This window comes from Qipengyuania sp. GPGPB31 (genome assembly GCF_038396345.1).
In the GTDB taxonomy this organism is placed as follows: domain Bacteria; phylum Pseudomonadota; class Alphaproteobacteria; order Sphingomonadales; family Sphingomonadaceae; genus Qipengyuania; species Qipengyuania citrea.
Map to the genome: position 1 here is coordinate 2,146,590 of NZ_CP149572.1, position 15,348 is coordinate 2,161,937.

Annotated in this window: 17 protein-coding genes; 7 read left to right on the forward strand and 10 right to left on the reverse strand. The window is 63.1% G+C overall.

Annotated elements, in window-relative coordinates; genetic code table 11:
- Positions 1 to 14: 14 nt before the first annotated feature.
- The 6 genes from WKH79_RS10800 to WKH79_RS10825 form a co-directional block, all read right to left on the reverse strand.
- Positions 15 to 995 carry a ParB/RepB/Spo0J family partition protein gene (locus WKH79_RS10800; protein WP_341858858.1) on the reverse strand — a complete coding sequence of 327 codons (981 nt, stop codon included), beginning with the start codon at positions 993 to 995 and terminating at the stop codon, positions 15 to 17.
- Positions 992 to 1,765 (reverse strand): ParA family protein, encoded by a 774-nt coding sequence (locus tag WKH79_RS10805; protein ID WP_341858859.1) that lies wholly within the window; start codon positions 1,763 to 1,765, stop codon positions 992 to 994. Before WKH79_RS10805 ends, WKH79_RS10800 begins: the two co-directional genes overlap by 4 nt.
- Positions 1,762 to 2,397 carry a 16S rRNA (guanine(527)-N(7))-methyltransferase RsmG gene (rsmG, locus tag WKH79_RS10810; RefSeq protein WP_341858860.1) on the reverse strand — a complete coding sequence of 212 codons (636 nt, stop codon included), beginning with the start codon at positions 2,395 to 2,397 and terminating at the stop codon, positions 1,762 to 1,764. Before rsmG ends, WKH79_RS10805 begins: the two co-directional genes overlap by 4 nt.
- Positions 2,394 to 4,241 carry a tRNA uridine-5-carboxymethylaminomethyl(34) synthesis enzyme MnmG gene (gene mnmG, locus WKH79_RS10815; protein ID WP_341858861.1) on the reverse strand — a complete coding sequence of 616 codons (1,848 nt, stop codon included), beginning with the start codon at positions 4,239 to 4,241 and terminating at the stop codon, positions 2,394 to 2,396. The genes rsmG and mnmG overlap by 4 nt, the downstream gene beginning before the upstream one ends.
- A 61-nt stretch (positions 4,242 to 4,302) precedes the next feature.
- The gene (gene mnmE, locus WKH79_RS10820; RefSeq protein WP_341858862.1) at positions 4,303 to 5,577 is read right to left on the reverse strand and encodes a tRNA uridine-5-carboxymethylaminomethyl(34) synthesis GTPase MnmE; all 1,275 of its coding nucleotides are present in this window, start codon (positions 5,575 to 5,577) and stop codon (positions 4,303 to 4,305) included.
- A gap of 12 nt (positions 5,578 to 5,589) precedes the next feature.
- The gene (locus WKH79_RS10825; RefSeq protein WP_050601479.1) at positions 5,590 to 5,853 is read right to left on the reverse strand and encodes a DUF6489 family protein; all 264 of its coding nucleotides are present in this window, start codon (positions 5,851 to 5,853) and stop codon (positions 5,590 to 5,592) included.
- Between the two features lie 98 nt (positions 5,854 to 5,951).
- Here WKH79_RS10825 and WKH79_RS10830 point away from each other — a divergent pair, with 98 nt between their 5' ends.
- The 3 genes from WKH79_RS10830 to WKH79_RS10840 are packed head-to-tail and all read left to right on the forward strand — an operon-like array spanning position 5,952 to position 8,664.
- Positions 5,952 to 6,650: a dienelactone hydrolase family protein gene (locus WKH79_RS10830; protein WP_341858863.1), complete on the forward strand. Its 699-nt coding sequence runs from the start codon at positions 5,952 to 5,954 to the stop codon at positions 6,648 to 6,650.
- Positions 6,650 to 8,266: an FMN-binding glutamate synthase family protein gene (locus WKH79_RS10835; RefSeq protein WP_341858864.1), complete on the forward strand. Its 1,617-nt coding sequence runs from the start codon at positions 6,650 to 6,652 to the stop codon at positions 8,264 to 8,266. The genes WKH79_RS10830 and WKH79_RS10835 overlap by 1 nt, the downstream gene beginning before the upstream one ends.
- On the forward strand, positions 8,263 to 8,664 hold the full coding sequence (locus WKH79_RS10840) for a nuclear transport factor 2 family protein (protein ID WP_341858865.1): 402 nt from the start codon (positions 8,263 to 8,265) through the stop codon (positions 8,662 to 8,664). The genes WKH79_RS10835 and WKH79_RS10840 overlap by 4 nt, the downstream gene beginning before the upstream one ends.
- On the opposite strand, the gene WKH79_RS10845 is transcribed toward WKH79_RS10840, so the two are convergent.
- The 4 genes from WKH79_RS10845 to hemE all read right to left on the reverse strand — a co-directional run bounded on the left by WKH79_RS10845 (position 8,659) and on the right by hemE (position 12,124).
- Positions 8,659 to 9,180, reverse strand: coding sequence for an AAA family ATPase (locus WKH79_RS10845; protein WP_341858866.1), 522 nt, complete (start codon positions 9,178 to 9,180; stop codon positions 8,659 to 8,661). The genes WKH79_RS10840 and WKH79_RS10845 overlap by 6 nt on opposite strands.
- Before the next feature lie 13 nt (positions 9,181 to 9,193).
- Positions 9,194 to 10,459 (reverse strand): transcription termination factor Rho, encoded by a 1,266-nt coding sequence (gene rho, locus WKH79_RS10850; protein ID WP_050601483.1) that lies wholly within the window; start codon positions 10,457 to 10,459, stop codon positions 9,194 to 9,196.
- A gap of 162 nt (positions 10,460 to 10,621) precedes the next feature.
- Positions 10,622 to 11,065, reverse strand: coding sequence for a CopD family protein (locus WKH79_RS10855; RefSeq protein ID WP_341858867.1), 444 nt, complete (start codon positions 11,063 to 11,065; stop codon positions 10,622 to 10,624).
- Positions 11,066 to 11,098: 33 nt separating this feature from the next.
- Complete coding sequence (hemE, locus tag WKH79_RS10860; RefSeq protein WP_341858868.1) at positions 11,099 to 12,124, reverse strand: uroporphyrinogen decarboxylase; 1,026 nt, start codon at positions 12,122 to 12,124, stop codon at positions 11,099 to 11,101.
- 376 nt (positions 12,125 to 12,500) lie between these two features.
- On the opposite strand from hemE, the gene WKH79_RS10865 reads away from it, so the two are divergent.
- The 4 genes from WKH79_RS10865 to coaE are packed head-to-tail and all read left to right on the forward strand — an operon-like array spanning position 12,501 to position 15,347.
- Positions 12,501 to 13,286 carry a pyruvate, water dikinase regulatory protein gene (locus tag WKH79_RS10865; protein ID WP_341860120.1) on the forward strand — a complete coding sequence of 262 codons (786 nt, stop codon included), beginning with the start codon at positions 12,501 to 12,503 and terminating at the stop codon, positions 13,284 to 13,286.
- The gene (locus tag WKH79_RS10870) at positions 13,283 to 13,885 is read left to right on the forward strand and encodes a Maf family protein (RefSeq protein ID WP_341858869.1); all 603 of its coding nucleotides are present in this window, start codon (positions 13,283 to 13,285) and stop codon (positions 13,883 to 13,885) included. The genes WKH79_RS10865 and WKH79_RS10870 overlap by 4 nt, the downstream gene beginning before the upstream one ends.
- Positions 13,882 to 14,736 carry a shikimate dehydrogenase gene (locus WKH79_RS10875; RefSeq protein ID WP_063510947.1) on the forward strand — a complete coding sequence of 285 codons (855 nt, stop codon included), beginning with the start codon at positions 13,882 to 13,884 and terminating at the stop codon, positions 14,734 to 14,736. Before WKH79_RS10870 ends, WKH79_RS10875 begins: the two co-directional genes overlap by 4 nt.
- Positions 14,733 to 15,347 (forward strand): dephospho-CoA kinase, encoded by a 615-nt coding sequence (gene coaE / locus WKH79_RS10880; protein ID WP_341858870.1) that lies wholly within the window; start codon positions 14,733 to 14,735, stop codon positions 15,345 to 15,347. Before WKH79_RS10875 ends, coaE begins: the two co-directional genes overlap by 4 nt.
- Position 15,348 lies beyond the last annotated feature (1 nt).

Sequence of the window (15,348 nt, forward strand, 5' to 3'; positions counted from 1 at the left end):
GGCGAATGGGCTGCCTAGATATCACCGCCGGTAAGGCGCTGACAAATAAGGTCTAATTGATCCAGCGTGCGGAAGCGGATGGTGACTGCGCCGCTGTTGGGCGTCGTATCGGTGGTGATCTTGACGGGCATGCCGAGGAACTCCTCCAGATGACCCTGCACCGCTGCGATATCGGCATCATCGCCAGCGGCGCCATGCGTGGTGCCGGCCGAGGATGATGGTTGGCGCGTGCGCGGCTTGCGGGTCAACGCTTCCATCTGACGCACAGACAGTCCTTCGGACACGGCCTTTTGCGCCAGTTCGCTGGCTTCCTCGCGCCCGATAAGCGCCCGTGCGTGGCCCATCGACAGCGCACCATCGGCCACCAGCGCCAGAACCGTGTCGGGCAAGGCGAGCAGACGCTGGAAATTGGCCACATGGCTGCGCGACTTGTCGACCAGCTTGGCGATTTCGGCCTGCGTCATCCCATCGTCTTCGGAAAGCTTCTGGTACGCGCGCGCTTCCTCCACCGGATTGAGGTCTTCGCGTTGGAGGTTCTCGATCAGCGCCAGCGCCATCACCTCGCGCTGGTCGAGATCGCGCACCAGCGCAGGAATTTCGTGCAGCCGGGCGCGCTGCGCGGCGCGCCACCGGCGCTCACCCGCAACCAGCCGATAGCGCCCCTTGCCCAGCGGCGAGACGATGATCGGTTGAATCACACCACGCGTGGCGATCGAGGAAGCCAGCGAATCGAGGCTTTCCTCGTCGAAATGCGTACGCGGCTGACCGGGCAGCGGCTCGATATTCGCAACGGGAATCGAGGTAAGGCCGTTCGCCGCCGGTTCCGCCGTCGTTGCGGACGACTGCGCCTGCCCATCACTCTGGTTCTGGCCGCTGTCCGAGCGCACCAGCGGCTCTTCGCGGCGGGTTTCGCCCAGCAGCGCGCCAAGCCCCTTGCCGAGCTTCTTCTTGCGATCGATCTGGCGAGGGCCGGTGCTTGCGGAAGATTTGCTCATGCCGCTTTCCTTTTCTGCGGGAGACGCCCGATCAATTCGCGCGCTAGCCCAATATACGCGCGACTGCCTGAGCAATTGTGGTCATAGACCAGCGCCGGCATTCCGTGACTGGGCGCTTCGCTGAGCCGGACGTTGCGCGGAATCACGTTCTCGAAAACCAGCTTGCCAAGGCAATCGCGCACATCGTCGGCAACCTGATCGGTCAGCCGGTTGCGGCGGTCGAACATGGTCAGAACGACCCCGATGATGCCGAGGTCGGAATTGAAGCCCTGCTGGACCCGCTCGACCGTCTGGAGGAGCTGGCTGAGCCCCTCGAGCGCGAAGAATTCGCATTGCAGAGGGACAAGGAGTGAATCGGCCGCACAGAGCGCGTTGAGCGTCAGCAATCCCAGCGAGGGTGGGCAGTCGATGAAACACACATCGTATCCCTGCGTATCCAGCGCCTTTCTCAACCGCGCGGTGCGATCATCGACCGAAACCAGTTCAACCTCGGCTCCGGATAGATCCTGTGTTGCTGGTACGATGTCGAGCCCCGGAATGTCGGTAGGCTGCGCGCATTCCGACAAAGTACCCTGGTCGAGCAGCAGATCGTAGCTCGTGTATTCGCGGTCGGCGCCCGCAACGCCCAGACCGGTCGATGCATTGCCCTGCGGATCGAGATCGATCAGCAGCGTTTTCCATTCGGTCGCTGCCATCGCTGTAGCAATGTTGATCGCAGTGGTGGTCTTCCCCACCCCGCCCTTCTGATTGGCAATTGCAATGGTGATCATGGTTTAGCGCTCCACTGGCCGCGTCCTACGACGACGCCTGCGTCGGGATCGGTCTGAGACTGTTCCACGTGAAACATCTTGCGGCGATTCTTCGGCAGTCCCTGCACTTCTTGCGCTGCCGAACGCCCTTTGGGCAACACCCAATCGGTTGTCTTTGTGGAGAAGCGCGCGGCCAAGCCCAACAAGCGGTCGAGTGGCGCAAAGGCACGGGCAGAGATCGTCCCGGCATCGAACCGTTCGACGTCCTCGAGCCTGCAGCCTGCGACGCGGCAGTTTCCGAGAGCCAACCCCTCTCTGGCACGTTCGAGCCAATCCACCCGCCGCTTGCGCGATTCCACTAATATTACTTCGAGATTGGGCCGCATTGCGGCAATAACTAGGCCCGGGAAGCCCGCCCCACTCCCGAGGTCGAGCCATGGTGCCTGCGTGGCCGGCACAAGTTCGAGGAGCTGTGCCGAGTCGGCAATATGCCTTTGCCAGACAATTGGAATAGTGGCCTTGGCCACCAGGTTCTGCGACCCATTTTCGGCGATCAGCAGATCGCTCAACTTCGCCAGTCGGTCCATGGTGATGCCGTCACACAGGGAAGCGACATAGGCTCTCGCCTCGCTTTCATCGGCAATCGCGGTCACGCTGCACGGTCCAGCTTGCGCGCATGGACGAGCAAAGCGGCAAGCGCCGCAGGCGTTATGCCGCGTATCCGACCGGCCGCGGCGAGCGTCTCGGGTTTGGCGAGCGACAATCGTTCGACCATCTCATTCGAAAGCCCTGGCACGCTGGCGAAGGGAAAATCGGACGCAAGGACCTGAGTCTCGCTCTTGCGCAAATCGCTGAGTTCGGCCTGTTGGCGCGCCAGATAAGGGGCGTAGAAAGCGTCCTCCGCCATTTCTACTGCAAGCGGATCGACCGGGTCCACCGCAATCCAGCGCGCTGACTCGCCTAGGTTCATATGGCCTCCAGCCAGCCATTCCGACGCCGAACGCGGTCCCGCGTCCTGTTTCACGTGAAACCCCGCTTCGACAAGATCGCGAGAGTGTATCTTGGTGGCGAACCTTTCTTCATACTCCGCGCGCCGCTGTTCGCGTTGCAGGTACCAATCTGCGCGCCGCTGTCCAACGATGCCGCATTCGATGCCAAGGGGCGTGAGCCGCGTATCGGCATTGCTTGCCCGCAGCCGCAACCGGTACTCCGCGCGAGAAGTCAGCATCCTGTAGGGTTCGGTAATCCCCTGGAGCGTGAGGTCGTCGACCATTACGGCGATATAGGAATTTGCCCGATCGAGCGCTGCCGGTCGTTTGCCGAGAACCGCGGACGCGGCGCCCATCCCGGCCACCAGACCCTGTGCTGCCGCCTCTTCATATCCCGTGGTGCCATTGATCTGGCCGGCACAGTAGAGACCGGGAATGGCATGCAGTTCGAGTGTAGACCGGAGCGCCCGGGGGTCGATATGATCGTATTCGACGGCATATCCGGGCACCGCCATCTCAACGCGGGCCAGTCCGTCCATTTCGCGCAACATGCCGAGTTGCACGTCAACGGGAAGCGAGGTGGAGATGCCGTTGGGATAGACAAGGTGGGTATCGAGCCCCTCTGGCTCGAGGAACACCTGATGCCCGTCGCGATCGGCAAAGCGATGGATCTTGTCTTCAATCGACGGGCAATAACGCGGCCCTGCGGCTCCGATCGCGCCCGAAAACAGGGGTGACCGGTCGAGATTTGCGCGGATGATATCGTGTGCCCGCTCGTTCGTGCGAGTGATGGCACAAAACACCTGAGGGTTCACACGCGCGCCGGACAAGGCGCTCATCGTCCAGTTGTCACTATCCGACGCTTGCTCTTCGAGGCTTGCCCAATCGATGGTGCGCCCATCGAGCCGCGGCGGGGTGCCGGTCTTGAGCCGGCCCATCGGCAGATCGGCGCAACGCAGCTGCTCGGCGAGCTTGTGCGCTGCGCCCTCACCTATCCTGCCCCCCTCGAACCGTTCCTCCCCCCGGTAGAGAACACCACCAAGAAAAGTCCCAGTGCAAAGGACGACGGCGGGCGCGGTAAGCTTTGTACCATCCGCGAGCGTGAGACCCGAAACGGCGCCGCCCGAAAGCAGCAGGGCCGCCGCCTCTCCAGCGATCACGGTCAGCAATGTCTCTTCGGCGACGATGGCCTGGACTTGGGTGCGGAACAAAGAGCGGTCCGCCTGCACACGTGGCCCCCAGACCGCGCTGCCCTTCGATCTATTGAGCATCCGGTAGTGGATTGCTGCCGCATCGGCCGCTCGCGCGATCACACCATCGAGCGCATCGACTTCCCGAACGAGATGCCCCTTGCCCAATCCACCGATCGCGGGATTGCAGCTCATCGCGCCGATCTTGTGGGGATCGAGGCTCACCAGCCCCGTTCGCGCACCCATCCGGGCAGCTGCGCAGGCCGCCTCTACTCCGGCGTGGCCGCCGCCGACAACAAGGACATTGAATTCGTGCATCAGACGGGCCCTTTAACCGGCGCCGCCTCACGCGTCAAAAAGCCGTGTTTCACGTGAAACACTATTTGCCGATACAGAAACGTCCAAACAACGCGTCGAGCATTTCCTCGGTCGAATCGCGCCCGACCAACCGATCAAGCGCGCGCCGGGCGCTGCGCAGCCGTTCCGCCCCAATCAGGAGATCGCCCGATATGTCGAGCTGCGCTAGATCGTCAGCGGCCGCGAGCGCGCATTCCTTTTGTCTGCGGTTGAGGGCAATCCGGTCCACCGGAGGCAGCGCGGCCCTCCCCCGCTCGACGATCATGTCGACCAGGAGGTCCATGCCCTGCCCCGTTACAGATGAAACTTTCACATCGCCCGGCCCTTCGTCGGCCGATCCAAGGTCGCTTTTCGATGCGACGATGATCGAGCCATCGGGCGCCTCCACCGGATCGCCCAGCCATAGAACGATCTGACCCGATTCGACGGCCCGGCGTGCGCGTTGGATGCCCATCTCCTCGATCACGCCCGCGCCTTCCTTGCGCATGCCTGCAGTATCGACCAGCACGAATGGCACTCCCGCAATGCCAACGGAGCGCTCCAGCACATCGCGGGTCGTTCCGGCTTCGGGTGTCACGATCGCCGCATCATCGGCCAGCAGCGCGTTGAAAAGCGAAGATTTCCCTGCATTGGGCGGGCCTGCGAGTATCACTCGGACACCATCCCGCAAACGCTCCGCCTCGGGCCGCCCGGCGACCCGGCGGATTTCCGCGACGAGATCTTCAGTTTCATCGGTCAAACCGGGCGGAAGGCCTGCGACATCATCCTCGTCTGCGAAATCGATGACAGCTTCGACGGCAGCAGCCAACCCGAGGATCCGGCTGCGCCATTCCTCGATGCGCTCTGACAGGCTGCCGCCAGCGGAAAGAAGGGCGCCCTGCCGCTGCAATTCGGTTTCAGCTGCAAGCAAATCCGCAAGACCCTCGGCCTCGGCGAGGTCCATCCGACCGTTCGCAAAGGCGCGGCGGGTGAATTCCCCGGGTTCGGCGGCGCGCAATCCATCCATGTCAGCAAGTGAGCGGGAGATCGCGGCGATTACCGCCCTGCCCCCGTGACAGTGAATTTCGGCAAGATCCTCGCCGGTCGCGGTCTGCGGTCCGGGAAACCAGAGAACCAGTGTCGTATCCAGGACGGTCCCGGTCCGATCACGCAGCGTCCGCACCCGCGGGGACCGCGCCGGAGGGAGCTTTCCTGCCAGTGCGGCCAATGCCGCGCCCGATTGCGAGCCGCTTATACGGATAATACCGATGGCCGCCGGCGGAGCCCCGCTCGACAGCGCGAAGATCGTGTCATCCATGCAAAGAATGGCTCAGCTGTCGTCCGACGGCTTCTTTGCGGAGGAACTGCGCGCCGCATTGGCCCCTTCCATGAAGCTCTGGAACAGCTTGAACCCCGCCTGGCCCATGGGAGCCAATTGCTTGGCATATTCTTGAAGTTGTTCGGTGTTGTTCACACCCTTCATCGCCTTGGACATCATGTCGACATAGACATCGTTCGCCTTGCCAACATCGGGCAGGCCCATGAAGGTCCGCGCCTCTTCGGGCGAACAGTCGATTTCGATATGGACCTTCATCGCGATTTCTCCGTTATGGCTTGCAGGAGCCTATCTGGGTCCGCATCACGCGTCATGCAAGCGTAAGACACCAAACGAAGCGAGGGAGCCAAACCACCATGAGCGAAACAGTCACTATCACCGCCCTGTCCGGCGACGAAGAGTTCACCGCATATGTTGCGCGGCCGGCCGGCTCCCCCAAGGCCGCGATCGTCGTGATCCAGGAAATTTTCGGCGTGAACGCGGGGATCCGCCGTAAGTGCGATCGTCTCGCCGAAGACGGCTATCTCGCCATTGCTCCCGACCTGTTCTGGCGGCTCGAGCCGAAGATCGAGCTCGATCCCGATGTCGAACCGGAATTTCAGCGCGCGCTCGATCTGATGGGCAAGTTCGATCAGGATCAGGGCATCCGCGACATCGAAGCAACCATCAAACAGGTGCGCGAAGCGGAGAAGATCGCGAAAGTTGGTTGCGTTGGATACTGCCTTGGCGGGCGCCTCGCCTACATGACTGCCGCGCGTACCGACGTGGATGCGAGCGTCGGATATTACGGAGTCGGCATCGACGGCCTGCTGAATGAAAAGCATGCCATCGCCCATCCGCTGATGCTGCATGTGCCGACCGAGGACGGCTTCGTCGACAAGGATACGCAGAAGGCCATGCACGAAGGACTGGACGATCACCCCAAGGTCACGCTGTATGACTACCAGGGGCTCGATCACGGCTTTGCCACCGAGTTCGGTAAGCGGCGGTCCGAAGAAGCGGCCCAGCTGGCCGACAAGCGCACAAGCGAGTTCTTCACCCAGCACCTCGCCTGATGCGCAACCGGGCCAATCTGCGCGAGTCATCCGAACTGCTGATGCGGTTCGGGCCGACCGCGGTCGTCGCTTTACTCTGCGCGGTCTTCCTGCTGGTCGAACCCTTGCGCTGGGGCCTGGTAGTCACCGTTCCTCTGCTGTTGCTGGCGCTGTACGATTTCCTCCAGCGCCAGCACACGCTGTGGCGCAATTACCCACTGCTCGCGCATATCCGCTGGATCATGGAAGACCTGCGCCCCTATGCGCGGGCCTATATCGTCGAAGGCGATCTCGAGGGACGCCCGTTCAACCACCAGCAGCGCGCCCTCGTCTACGCACGGGCGAAAGGCCAGCTAGATTCGCATCCCTTCGGCACCGAACTTGACGTCTATTCGGACGAGTACGAATGGCTCGCCCATTCGGTCGTGCCCAATGCGCAGGCCCCGTCGGAATGGCGGGTCGATGTCGGCGGCAAGCAATGTACGCAGCCCTACTCTGCCTCGCTCCTCAATATCTCCGCGATGAGCTTCGGATCGCTGTCGGCCAATGCGATCATGGCGCTCAACAAGGGGGCCGCCGCGGGCAATTTCTACCACGATACCGGCGAAGGGGGCATCTCGCGCTATCACCGTTCGCACGGCGGTGACCTCGTGTGGGAAATCGGCAGCGGCTATTTCGGCTGCCGGACCGATGACGGCTCCTTCGATCCCGATCAGTTTGCACAAACCGCGCAGGATCCGCAGGTCAAAATGGTCGAGATCAAGCTCAGCCAGGGCGCCAAGCCCGGCCATGGCGGCGTCCTGCCGGGCAGCAAGGTCACCGAGGAAATTGCGGAGGCACGCGGTGTCCCTGTCGGCACCGATTGCATCTCGCCTCCGGCCCATTCGACTTTCTCCACGCCCACCGGCATGCTCGAATGGGCTGCGCAGCTGCGCGACCTGTCGGGCGGAAAGCCGGTCGGCATCAAGCTGTGCGTTGGCAAGCCCCATGAAGTCTTCGCCATCATGAAAGCGATGCGCGAAACCGGTATCACGGTCGACTATATCGTGGTCGACGGAGCGGAAGGCGGTACCGGCGCGGCACCGGTGGAATTCTCCAACCGCGTGGGCATGCCGCTGCGCGAAGGACTGATCCTTGTTCGCAATGCGCTCGTTGGGACCGGTCTCAAGAGCGAAGTGAAACTGGCCGCAGCGGGCATGGTCCATTCAGGCGCAGGAATGGCGATGAATCTCGGCCTCGGTGCAGACTGGTGCAACGCGGGCCGCGCTTTCATGTTCGCGCTGGGCTGCGTGCAATCGATGAAGTGTCATGCCGATACTTGCCCGACGGGAGTGGCCACGCAGGATGCGACCCGCCAGCGTGGCTTGGTGCCCATGGAAAAGGCCGAGAGAGTCGCGCGTTTTCAGCGCCATACGCTGCATTCATTCCGCGAGATGGTGGTCGCGATGGGGCTCGACAATCCTTGGCAGATCGAACCCGGCGACATCTCCGAACGGCTCAATGGCGCACAGTCGGATAGCCTCGATCGCCTGCACGGCTTTCTCCAACCCGGCGCGCTGCTCGACTCGCCCGAATCGACTCCTTATGCCCACGCCTGGGCCGCCGCTCGGGCGGAGACATTCAGGGAGGCGATATGACGGCGCAACGCGGACTCGAGGCATGGCACGATGTGATCGAGGGCGGCAATTCGCCCAAGGCGCTCGCCGCGATCATCCATGAAGATGCCGTGTTCCATTCGCCCGTCGTCCACACCCCGCAACAGGGCCGAGATCTCGTGGTCGCCTATCTCGCTGCTGCGGGACAAACGCTCGGCAACGACAGTTTCGAATACGTCCGCGAGCTCGTCGACGGGGACAATGCGATGCTCGAGTTCACCACCGAAATGGACGGTGTCCACGTCAACGGCATCGACCTGATCCGTTTCGATGAACACGGCAAGATCGTCGATTTCAAGGTCATGGTGCGGCCGCTGAAGGCGGTCAACAAGGTCTGGGAGCAGATGGCGGCCATGCTAGAGGCGATGAAAGCATCATAGGCGCGCGAGAACGAACGACGCGCGCTCCTCGGCGGAAACCATGGGCAGGTCGATCAGCGCATAGCCATGGTCGCGCCAGGCCGCACACACGGCCCGGTCGCTGGCAATGGCTTCTTCCCAATCCTGGATCCGCTCGTCGTCGGGCGTGTAGATCGCGCGCCATGGCGGTGCGCGAAAGATCGGCCCCTCGAAACGATATTCATCGCATGCCCGCGTAATTTGGTCGGAGACGGGTAGTCCTTCGACCCGCAGGAAACCGGCAATATCGGGAAAGCCACGGTCGAATACGACCGAACCCTCGATCTGCGTATCGTCCCATGCCGCCAGTTGCGCTGAGAGCATTGCATCGGCGAAGGCGAGCGGATCCTCTTCGCGAAGCGCCATGCCGCCGGCGGATTTCAGGATCGTCCGCGCGACTTCCGAGACCGTCGCCACGCCGCGGCGCGACAGCTCTGCCAGCAGCGTCGACTTGCCCGCCCCGGGAGCCCCAGTAATGGCGGCTCTCTGGACGGGCATCGCGTACGAACCCCTACTGGTTCATGGTCGCGAAAAAGTCTTCGTTGGTCTTCGAATCCTTCATCTTGTCGAGCAGGAATTCCATGGCGTCGATCGTCCCCATCTGCATGAGAATGCGGCGCAGGACCCACATTTTCGACAGCTTGTCCTTTTCGACCAGCAGCTCTTCCTTGCGCGTGCCGCTCTTGCCCACGTCGAGCGCGGGGAAGATGCGCTTGTCGGCGACCTTGCGATCGAGCACAATTTCGCTGTTGCCGGTGCCTTTGAACTCTTCGAAGATCACTTCGTCCATCCGGCTGCCGGTATCGATCAGCGCGGTGGCGATGATCGACAGCGAACCGCCCTCCTCAATATTGCGGGCGGCACCGAAGAATCGCTTGGGCCGCTGCAGTGCGTTGGCGTCGACACCGCCGGTCAGCACCTTGCCCGAGCTGGGCACCACGGTGTTGTAGGCACGCCCCAGGCGGGTGATCGAGTCCAGCAGAATCACGACATCGTGCTTGTGCTCGACCAGGCGCTTGGCCTTTTCGATAACCATTTCAGCGACCTGCACGTGGCGGTTGGCAGGTTCATCGAAGGTCGAGGAGATGACCTCGCCCTTCACGCTGCGCTGCATGTCGGTGACTTCCTCGGGGCGCTCGTCGACCAGGAGGACCAGCAGGAACACCTCGGGGTGGTTGTCGGTGATCGCCTTGGCGATGTTCTGCAGCAGCACGGTCTTACCCGTGCGCGGCGGGGCGACGATCAGCGCGCGCTGGCCCTTGCCCTGCGGCGAGATGATATCGATGACGCGCGCCGACTTGTCCTTGACCGTGGGGTCGAGCGTGTCGAGCGACAGCTTCTCTTCCGGGTACAGCGGCGTGAGATTGTCGAAATTGGTCCGATGGCGGACCGCGTCGGGATCGTCGAAATTGACCTTGTAGATCTCGGTCAGCGCAAAATAGCGCTCGCCTTCGCGCGGCGCACGGATTTCGCCTTCGACCGTATCGCCGGTACGCAGGCCCCATTTGCGGACCTGGTTGGGCGAAACGTAGATATCGTCGGGACCGGCGAGATAATTGGCTTCGGGGCTGCGCAGGAAGCCGAAGCCGTCCTGCAGCACCTCGATGGTGCCGATCCCCATGATCTTTTCTTCGTATTCCTCGTCCTCGGCCAGTTCGCGCAGGATGCAGAACATCAGGTCCTGCCGGCGCATGGTCGAGGCACCTTCGACGCCCAGTTCTTCGGCCATCGCAACCAGATCGGCCGGGGTTTTCTCTTTGAGATCCTTGAGATGCATATCAGTTTTACTCGGTATTCGGGTTTGGATGGCCGGCGGGTCGGTATGGGCTTGGAGAAAGCGGACCCGGCCTCGTCGATATGCGAGGCCTATCGCCGGTGGATGGGCACGGAATACGGGCCCGCTGTCGGGCCGTCAATTCACAAAGCGACGCGCCGCTCGTCAGAAGGGTTTGACAATGACCAGGATCACGATGGTCGCCAGCATGATGCCGGGAAATTCGCCCCACATCCGGAGCTGTTTCTCGCTCATCGGACGATCGCCGGCGATCATTTTCTTCGATCGGGCAACCATGATCCCGTGAAACGCCGTCAGCAGCAGGACGAAGAGCAGCTTGGCATGGAACCAGCCCTGGTCCCAGGCACCGATGGTCATTGCCAGCAGCAGTCCCAGAACCCACACCACGATCAGGCTGGGAGTGAGGATGACCTTGCGCAGCAGCCCTATCCGCTTCGCCCACAGGGCGGATTCATCGGACCCGGGGCTGGCGGGGTGAAGGTAGATCATCTGCCGCGGCAGCATGAAAAGGCCAGCGAGCCAGAACACCATGAAAATGATGTGTCCGGCCTTGAGCCAGAGATAGGTCATGGCAAGCAGATCCTGCATTCAAACTTCATGTAGGGACCACTCACCGCCGCGTCACCCCTCGAACGCACGAACGGTGGATATCAATCGCTCGACATGGGCAATCGGCGTGCGGCGGTCGATCCCGTGGCCGAGATTGAAGACATGCGGCCGGCCCGCAAACGCTTCGAGAATCGTGCGAACCCGCTGTTCGAGCCGGTCGCTTCCCGCAAGCAGCAGCAGCGGATCGAGATTGCCCTGGACCGGCATGCCGGCGGGCAATTCGCGCGCAGCCCATTCCGGATCGAGCGTTTCGTCGACCCCGACAGCATCAACCCCGGTTTCGCGCGCATAGGCGGGCAATTTCTCTCCCGCACCTTTGGGAAAACCGATGATCGGCGTTTCCGGATGGCGTTCGCGCAGCGCAGTGGTGATCGCAGCGTTGGGGGCGATCACTAGGCGTTCGAATTCGTCGGGCGCCAGGCTGCCCGCCCAGCTGTCGAACAGCTGCACCGCTTCGGCCCCGGCGGCGATCTGGCCGGAGAGATAGGTGATCGTCTCGGACACGATCCGGTCAAGGATGGCATCCAGCTTGCCCGGATCGGCATAGGCCATCGCCCGCGCGGCATGCTGGTCGCGGCTCCCCTCGCCCGCGACCATGTAGGTCGCCACCGTCCACGGGCTGCCGGCAAAGCCCAACATGGTCACACCGTCGGGCAGCCGCTTGCGGCACAGACGCACGGTCTCGTAGATCGGATCGTAGCGCGTGGGATCAGACGTCAGGTCGGCGAGAACCGCATCGACCAGCGGCGGAGAAAGCTTGGGCCCTTCGCCGGCCATGAATTCGAGATGCTGACCAAGCGCATGCGGTACGATCAGGATATCGGAAAACAGGATTGCCCCGTCGAAGCCGAACCGGTCGATCGGCTGCAGGGTAATCTCGCACGCCGCTTCGCTGTCGTAAGCCATCGCGAGAAACCCGCCCTTTTCGGCCCGCAGCGCGCGATATTCGGGAAGATAGCGCCCTGCTTGGCGCATGAGCCACAGGGGGGTCCGATCGGCGGGCTTGCCGTTCAGCGTATCGAGCAGGAGACCGGGCATCGCTGAGTCCAATCCAATAAAATAATAGTATATATAGAGGTTGATGGTGTCTGTTGGCCCTGTGGATTTCAGGGATAACCGGCCCCTGCCCGATTTCTCCCGCGCTGCAAAGGGTCGAGGCGCGTGAGCGACTCGCCCAGCCGTCTGAGTCGAGTCAAACTTATCCCTGCTATCCCCGGGGCTGCGCAAAACTCGGATTTGCTGTGCGGGAATCGGCCCGTGGAGGACTCGTATCGGGGAGCGTTTTCCTCCCCGAACTTGTCGCCAGCTTTCTCCCGTGGTTTATGCCCTTGTTCTCCACAGGCACCGGGATCGAGCCATTTCCAACCGCATCCACCTGCATCTGCTGTCCGATTCCACCGGTGAAACGCTGGAAATGCTGGCCAAGGCAGCGCTTGCCCAGTTCGAGGATGCCGACGTCGTTCGCCATTTCTGGCCGATGGTTCGCAGCCGGCAGCATCTTGAGCGGATCCTTCCCGAACTCAAGGGCAATCCCGGCCTGGTGCTGTTCACGCTGGTCAATCCGGAAACGCGCCAGCGGCTGGAAGAAGCCTGTACGCAGCTCGGCCTGCCCGCCGTGCCGATTCTCGACCGGGTGACCGAGGCGCTGGAAAAGGCGCTGGGTCAGGAAGCGCACGGCCGCCCGGGTCGCCAGCACGCCATGGACCAGGCCTATTTCAACCGCGTGGAAGCGATCCAGTTCACCATCGCCCATGACGACGGGATCGGCTGGGAGGAATGGGAACAGGCGGATATCCTGCTTGCAGGGGTTTCGCGCAGTTCGAAGACGCCGACCAGCATCTACCTCGCCAACCGCGGTTACAAGGTCGCCAATATCCCGCTGGTGGTCGAGAGCTCGCCCCCGCCCAAGCTGTTCGAATTGAAGCATCCGATGATCGTCGGCCTCACCACCGCGCCCGAACGGCTGGTGCAGATCCGGCGCAACCGTCTGCTGACGCTCAACGAGGAGCGCGAAACCGACTATGTCGACAACGAACGGGTCAAGGACGAGGTCAAGTTCGCCCGCCGCATGTTCGCCGACAATGGCTGGGCGGTGATCGACGTGACGCGCCGTTCGATCGAGGAAACCGCGGCCGCGGTCATCCGCCTGTACAACGAGCGCGAGGCGCGTGGCAGCCAGCAGGGAATCAAGCCGATATGACACTCGATGGCAGCGGGATCGTCCTCGCTTCGAACAGCGCCTCGCGCAAGGCGATGCTCGAAGCCGCCGGGATCGCGTTCACGGCCAGGGGCGCCGATATCGACGAACGCGCGCTCGAGAACGAGATGGACGGCGCCGAACCGGCCGAAATCGCGCAGGCGCTGGCCGCGGCAAAGGCCGCCGCCGTTTCGTCAGCCCTCCCTGACGATCTGGTGCTTGGCTCCGATTCGCTGGTCGAGGTCGATGGCCGGCGTTTCGACAAGCCCGCCAGCCGCGCCGATGCGGCCGACCATCTGCGGGCATTCTCCGGCAAGGTCATGACGCTGCACAGCGCCGCTGCGCTGGCAAGCGGGTCGCAAATCCTGTGGATCGGCTCGGATTTCGCACGCCTCAGGGTTCGCGAACTCAGCGCCGCGTTCATCGAGGCTTATCTCGATGCCGAATGGCCCGCGGTGTCCTATTGCGTCGGCGTTTTCCGGATCGAAGGGCCCGGGGTACAATTGTTTGACAGCATCGCTGGCGACCAGTTCACCGTGCTCGGCATGCCGCTGCTTCAGGTTCTGGACGCCTTGCGCGAAGAGGGGGCGCTGCCCGCATGACCGCCTATGCCGAAGTCATCGGCGATCCGATCCGCCAGTCCAAATCCCCCGTGATCCACGGTTTCTGGATCGAGCGGCTCGGGCTCGATGCGGATTACCGGGCGGCGCATGTAACCGGTGACGGGCTGGCTGCCTATTTGAAGGAGCGCAAGGCCGATCCCGAATGGCGGGGCTGCAATGTGACGATGCCGCACAAGCAGGCGATCATGCCGCTGCTCGACCGGCTGGAACCGCTGGCCAAGCGCGTCGGGGCTGTGAACACCGTCGTCAGGGCGGCCGATGGCAAGCTGGTAGGCCGCAACACCGATGTCGCAGGGTTTCTCGAACCCCTCACCGAACGATTGGGCCACCGGCACTATTTCCGCATGGCGCGGATATTGGGCACGGGCGGCGCGGCACGTGCGATCGTGGCCGGGCTGGCGAAGGAAGGCTTCACTCTGGTGCTGGCGGGCCGCAACCCCGACAAGGCCCGCGCATTGCTCGACGAGATCGATCCCGCGGGCGACCACCATGTCGCGCCGCTCGACCACTTCGCCGGGCCAAGCGATTTCGCTTTCGACGACCGCGAAGGATGCTGCGATCTGGTGATCAATGCCTCGCCGCTCGGAATGCGCGGACAGCCTCCGCTGGCATTCGACTGGAGTCATGCGCCGCCGGGTTCGATCGCCTATGACATCGTGACCGATCCGGTCGATACGCCATTCCTGTCCGGGGCGCGCGCGGCGGGATTTGCCACCATCGATGGCCTCGCCATGCTGATCGGGCAGGCTGCTGCGGCCTTCACCCATTTCTTCAGCGTCGCGCCGCCGCGCGGCGACGATGCCGCGCTGCGCGAAAGGCTTGGCGCATGACTCGTCCGCTTATCATGGGGCTCACCGGGTCGATCGGCATGGGCAAATCGACGGTCGCGGCGATGTTCGAAGCGGCCGGCGTACCGGTTTTCGATGCCGACGCCGAAGTCCGCGCCCTGCAGGGTCCCGGAGGGGAACTGGTACCGGCGATCGAACAGGCCTTCCCAGGCAGCACCGATGCGGACGGCGTATCGCGCGAAAAACTCGGCGCGCTGGTGTTCGGCAATCCGGCGGAGCTGGCCCGGCTCGAGGCGCTGGTCCACCCGGCGGTCGCGGCGCGGCGCGAGGCCTTCCTGATCGAACATGCGGGCGCGCCTCTGGTCGTGTTCGACATCCCGCTGTTGTTCGAAAAAGGCGGTGCCGGAATGGTCGACAGCGTGGTGGTGGTGTCGGCTCCGCCGCAGGCCCAGCGTCAGCGCGTGCTCGCCCGGCCCGGGATGACCGAAGAGAAATTCGCCCACATCCTCGAATTGCAGACGCCCGACAGCGAAAAGCGCGCGCGCGCCGATCATGTCATCGACACCGGCAGCACGCTGGCGCAGACCGAGGATGCGGTTCGCGGCCTGATCGCCGAATTGCGTGGCAAGCACCCGGATGGGGCAGCATCGTAAT

What these genes read in the sequence shown, in the direction of transcription:
- WKH79_RS10800 (WP_341858858.1), bottom strand. Translation starts at nt 995, where the DNA reads ATGAGCAAATCTTCCGCAAGCACCGGCCCTCGCCAGATCGATCGCAAG.
- WKH79_RS10805 (WP_341858859.1), bottom strand. Translation starts at nt 1,765, where the DNA reads ATGATCACCATTGCAATTGCCAATCAGAAGGGCGGGGTGGGGAAGACC.
- mnmG (WP_341858861.1), bottom strand. Translation starts at nt 4,241, where the DNA reads ATGCACGAATTCAATGTCCTTGTTGTCGGCGGCGGCCACGCCGGAGTA.
- mnmE (WP_341858862.1), bottom strand. Translation starts at nt 5,577, where the DNA reads ATGGATGACACGATCTTCGCGCTGTCGAGCGGGGCTCCGCCGGCGGCC.
- WKH79_RS10825 (WP_050601479.1), bottom strand. Translation starts at nt 5,853, where the DNA reads ATGAAGGTCCATATCGAAATCGACTGTTCGCCCGAAGAGGCGCGGACC.
- WKH79_RS10830 (WP_341858863.1), top strand. Translation starts at nt 5,952, where the DNA reads ATGAGCGAAACAGTCACTATCACCGCCCTGTCCGGCGACGAAGAGTTC.
- WKH79_RS10835 (WP_341858864.1), top strand. Translation starts at nt 6,650, where the DNA reads ATGCGCAACCGGGCCAATCTGCGCGAGTCATCCGAACTGCTGATGCGG.
- WKH79_RS10840 (WP_341858865.1), top strand. Translation starts at nt 8,263, where the DNA reads ATGACGGCGCAACGCGGACTCGAGGCATGGCACGATGTGATCGAGGGC.
- WKH79_RS10845 (WP_341858866.1), bottom strand. Translation starts at nt 9,180, where the DNA reads ATGCCCGTCCAGAGAGCCGCCATTACTGGGGCTCCCGGGGCGGGCAAG.
- rho (WP_050601483.1), bottom strand. Translation starts at nt 10,459, where the DNA reads ATGCATCTCAAGGATCTCAAAGAGAAAACCCCGGCCGATCTGGTTGCG.
- WKH79_RS10855 (WP_341858867.1), bottom strand. Translation starts at nt 11,065, where the DNA reads ATGCAGGATCTGCTTGCCATGACCTATCTCTGGCTCAAGGCCGGACAC.
- hemE (WP_341858868.1), bottom strand. Translation starts at nt 12,124, where the DNA reads ATGCCCGGTCTCCTGCTCGATACGCTGAACGGCAAGCCCGCCGATCGG.
- WKH79_RS10865 (WP_341860120.1), top strand. Translation starts at nt 12,501, where the DNA reads ATGCTGGCCAAGGCAGCGCTTGCCCAGTTCGAGGATGCCGACGTCGTT.
- WKH79_RS10870 (WP_341858869.1), top strand. Translation starts at nt 13,283, where the DNA reads ATGACACTCGATGGCAGCGGGATCGTCCTCGCTTCGAACAGCGCCTCG.
- WKH79_RS10875 (WP_063510947.1), top strand. Translation starts at nt 13,882, where the DNA reads ATGACCGCCTATGCCGAAGTCATCGGCGATCCGATCCGCCAGTCCAAA.
- coaE (WP_341858870.1), top strand. Translation starts at nt 14,733, where the DNA reads ATGACTCGTCCGCTTATCATGGGGCTCACCGGGTCGATCGGCATGGGC.